The sequence below is a fragment of the Streptomyces griseorubiginosus genome (assembly GCF_017614965.1).
Taxonomy (GTDB): domain Bacteria; phylum Actinomycetota; class Actinomycetes; order Streptomycetales; family Streptomycetaceae; genus Streptomyces; species Streptomyces griseorubiginosus_B.
Genome location: NZ_WVUG01000494.1, coordinates 1 through 3944 on the forward strand (window position 1 = coordinate 1; position 3944 = coordinate 3944).

At 71.9% G+C, this 3944-nt stretch carries 4 protein-coding genes; all 4 read right to left on the reverse strand.

All coding sequences use genetic code 11. The annotated features are described in order from the left end of the window. Window positions 1-65: 65 nt before the first annotated feature. On the reverse strand, window positions 66-1028 hold the full coding sequence (locus GRC12_RS42505) for a sigma-70 family RNA polymerase sigma factor (RefSeq protein ID WP_208785795.1): 963 nt from the start codon (window positions 1026-1028) through the stop codon (window positions 66-68). A 72-nt stretch (window positions 1029-1100) separates the two neighbouring features. Next, a complete protein-coding gene (locus tag GRC12_RS42510; RefSeq protein ID WP_208785796.1) occupies window positions 1101-2177 on the reverse strand; it encodes a pseudouridine synthase in 1077 nt (358 codons plus the stop codon). Continuing rightward, window positions 2177-2845, reverse strand: coding sequence for an SMC-Scp complex subunit ScpB (scpB, locus tag GRC12_RS42515; protein WP_208785797.1), 669 nt, complete (start codon window positions 2843-2845; stop codon window positions 2177-2179). Before scpB ends, GRC12_RS42510 begins: the two co-directional genes overlap by 1 nt. After that, window positions 2842-3944: segregation/condensation protein A (locus tag GRC12_RS42520; RefSeq protein WP_439959952.1), on the reverse strand; the 1103-nt coding region annotated here is incomplete at its 5' end. The genes scpB and GRC12_RS42520, both read right to left, overlap by 4 nt.

Sequence of the window (3944 nt, forward strand, 5' to 3'; positions counted from 1 at the left end):
GGCCCCCACCCCGGCGACGCACCCCAGCGCGTAGGCGAGCGAACGCTCCAGCAAGTCCCCCGCGTTCACGACAGCACCCGCGGGAACCCGAAGCGGACGACCTGCTCCACGTCGAGGAAGGCGGTGACCCGGGCCACCGTCCCGTCCACCACGGTGAGCACCTGCACCGAGTGCGCGCGCAGCACCCCGTCCACCCCGCGCACGTACATGACGAGAGCCGGCTGCCCGTTCGCACCCGTGGGCAGCATCCGCAGTCCGCCCTCTTCGTGCACGCGCGCGTGCAGGAAGCGCAGCACGTCCTTCCGGCCGCGGAACCACTCCAGGTTGGGCGGCATCTCCAGCTCCACGCCGTCCTGCAGGAGGTCGACCAGCGCGTCCAGGTCGGCGTGCTCGAAGGCGGCCATGTAGCGGTCGAGCACCTCGCGGTCCGCCGCGCCCCCGGGTTCGACGACGAGGTCCTCCTCGGGGGCCACCTCGTCGAGCCGGGCACGCGCGCGTTGCAGGGTGCTCTTGACGGCCGCGGTCGACGTCCCGAGCAGCGCGGCCACCTCGGGCGCCCGCCAGGCCAGCACGTCCCGCAGGATGAGCACCGCCCGCTGCCGGGCGGGCAGATGCTGGAGCGCGGCGACCAGGGCGAGCCGCAGGCTGCCCCGGGCGGCCACCACGGTCGCCGGGTCGACGAGGGCGTCCGGCAGCGGCTGGAGCCACGGCACGTCCGTCGCGGCGCCCCTCAGCGGCTCCTCGGGCGCCTGTGACGGCCCTCCGAGCCCGGAGGGCAGCGGACGCCTCGCACGGCTCTCCAGGGCCGTCAGACACGTGTTGGTGGCGATCCGGTGCAGCCAGGTCCGCAGGCTCGCGCGGCCCTCGTAGCCGTCGTAGGACCGCCAGGCCCGCAGATACGTCTCCTGTACCAGGTCCTCGGCCTCGTCGACCGAGCCCAGCATCCGGTAGCAGTGCGCGAGCAGCTCGCGCCGGTACGGGTCCGTCAGCCGGACGAACTCGTCGCGGTCCGTCGTCGTAGCAGGCATTCCTGCACACTCCTCTCGCCGGTCACGCAGTACAGACCGGCGAGAGGGCGGAAAGGCATCGGTGCCCGAGGCTCAGAGGTCGACTTCCTTCATCAGCATGCCGACCTCGGTGTTGGACAGCCGCCGCAGCCAGCCCGACTTCTGGTCGCCCAGGGTGATCGGGCCGAAGGAGGTGCGCACCAGCTTCTCGACCGGGAAGCCGGCCTCCGCGAGCATGCGGCGCACGATGTGCTTGCGCCCCTCGTGCAGGGTCACCTCGACCAGGTAGTTCTTGCCGGTCTGCTCGACGACCCGGAAGTGGTCCGCGCGCGCGTAGCCGTCCTCCAGCTGGATGCCGTCCTTGAGCTTCTTGCCCAGGTCGCGCGGGATCGGGCCGACGATGGCGGCGAGGTAGGTCTTCTTCACGCCGTACTTGGGGTGGGTCAGCCGGTGCGCCAGCTCGCCGTGGTTGGTGAGCAGGATGACGCCCTCGGTCTCGGTGTCGAGGCGCCCGACGTGGAAGAGCCGCGTCTCGCGGTTGGTGACGTAGTCCCCGAGGCACTGGCGCCCCTCCGGGTCCTCCATCGTCGAGACGACACCGGCGGGCTTGTTGAGCGAGAAGAACTGGTACGACTGCGTGGCGACCGTCAGGCCGTCGACCTTGACCTCGTCCTTCTCCGGGTCGACCCGCTTGCCCTGCTCCAGCACGATCTCGCCGTTGACCTCGACCCGGGCCTGCTCGATCAGCTCCTCGCAGGCGCGCCGGGAGCCGTAGCCCGCGCGCGCGAGGACCTTCTGCAGCCGCTCGCCCTCCTGCTCGGCACCCGGGAAGGTCTTGGGCGGCTTGATGTCCTTCTTGCCCGCGTACCGGTCCCGGTTGCGCTCCTCGGTCCGTGCGTCGTACTCGCGGGAGCGGGCGGGAGCCGTGCGGCCACCGCGCTGCTGTCCCTGCTTGGGGCCGCCCTTGGCGCCGCCGCGGGCCGCGCCGCCGCGCCCGGACTTGGGGCCGTCCTGGGTGGCGCCGGGGCCCACGTCGTAGCGGCGCTCCTCGGGGCGGGGCTTGCGGGGGCGGCCCTGGCTCTGGCCCTGACCCTGCTTCTGGTCCCTGTTGTTGCCGGCTCCGCGGTGGTTACCGCGCCCGCCGCTCTTGCCGCTGCCGCTGCTTCGCATCAAAGTTCCGTCGTCGTCGTGTGTTCGTCGTGGGCGCCCGGACCGTCATCGGGTGCGTCCGGGTCGAACGAGGGAACGCCTTCCTGGGTCTCGGCCTCGATCGCCTCCGCCTCCGGGAGGAAGGGCGCGAGCTCCGGGAGCTCGTCCAGACCGCGCAGGCCCATCCGCTCCAGGAAGTAGTTCGTCGTCCTGTACAGGATCGCACCTGTTTCGGGTTCCGCGCCCGCCTCCTCGACCAGACCCCGTTGCAGCAGCGTGCGCATGACCCCGTCGCAGTTGACCCCGCGGACGGCCGAGACGCGGCTGCGGCTGACCGGCTGGCGGTAGGCGACGACCGCGAGCGTCTCCAGGGCGGCCTGGGTGAGCCGGGCCGTCTGGCCCTCCAGGACCAGGCGTTCCACGGCCGGGGCGTACTCGGCGCGGCTGTAGAAGCGCCAGCCGCCCGCGACGAAGCGCAGCTCGAAGCCGCGGCCCTGCACGGTGTAGTCGTCGGCCATCGCCCGCAGCGCGTCGCCGATCTGGCGCTTGGGCCGCTCCAGGATCTTCGCGAGGTGCTCCTCGGTGGCGGGCTCGTCCACGACCATCAGGACGGCCTCCAGGGCGGGCTTGAGGTCGAGATCGGCGACGGCGCGCAGGCCGGCCGGCAGCTCGGTCGTCTCCTCGCTCACGGCTTGTCCTCCTTGGGCGGCTCGGGCGGTCGGTCGAATTCGTCGGTCACCATCGGCCGGCTCTCCCCCTCGCCGCCGGTCCACCGCACGATCAGCTCCCCGAGGGCGGTCTCCTGGTCCAGCGCTACGGCCTTCTCCCGGTACAGCTCCAGAAGCGCCAGGAACCTGGCTACGACGGTGAGGGTGTCGTCGGTGTCCTCGACGAGGGAGCGGAAGCTGGCCTCGCCGAGTTCCCGGAGCCGGTCGATCACGATGCGGGCCTGCTCCTGGACGCTGACCAGCGGGGCGTGGATGTGGTCGACGTACACCTGCGGCTTGGGCTTCGGCTGCATGGCCTTGACCGCGAGCCGGGCGAACCCCTCCGGGCCGATGCTGATGACGACCTCGGGCAGCAGCTCGGCGTGGTGCGGCTCCAGTCCGACGGTGCGGGGGTAGCGGCGGGCCTCGTCCTCCAGCCGGCGGCTGAAGATGTCGGCGATCTGTTTGTACGCGCGGTACTGCAGCAGCCGGGCGAAGAGCAGGTCGCGTGCTTCGAGGAGGGCGAGATCGGCCTCGTCCTCGACCTCCGCGGAGGGCAGCAGCCGGGCGGCCTTGAGGTCGAGCAACGTGGCCGCGACGACCAGGAACTCGGTCGTCTGATCGAGGTCCCAGTCCGGTCCCATGGCGCGGATGTGCGCCATGAACTCGTCGGTCACCTTGGACAGCGCGACCTCGGTGACGTCCAGCTTGTGCTTGGAGATCAGCTGCAGAAGCAGATCGAAGGGGCCCTCGAAATTGGAGAGCCGAACCTTGAAGACACCGTCGTCGGCTTCGTCCGGGTCGGCGATGGGCTCAGATGGTGCGCTCGGGGCACCCGGTTCCGCCTCGGGCGGGAAATCGGAGGCCACGCTCCCGACGCCCGGTTCCGCCTCCTGGAGGGCGTCCCCGGGCTCGGCCGACCTGTCCGCCGGCTCGGCGAGCACTCCCGGCGCGCCGACCGCCGGCACGGGCTCCCCGGCTCCTTCGTCCCTCAGGGGGCCGGCCGCCTCAGTCTCGACGACCTCTGTTCCAGCCGCCCCGGGCCCGAGCACCTCCGCCCCAGCCCCCCTGGGCCCGAGAC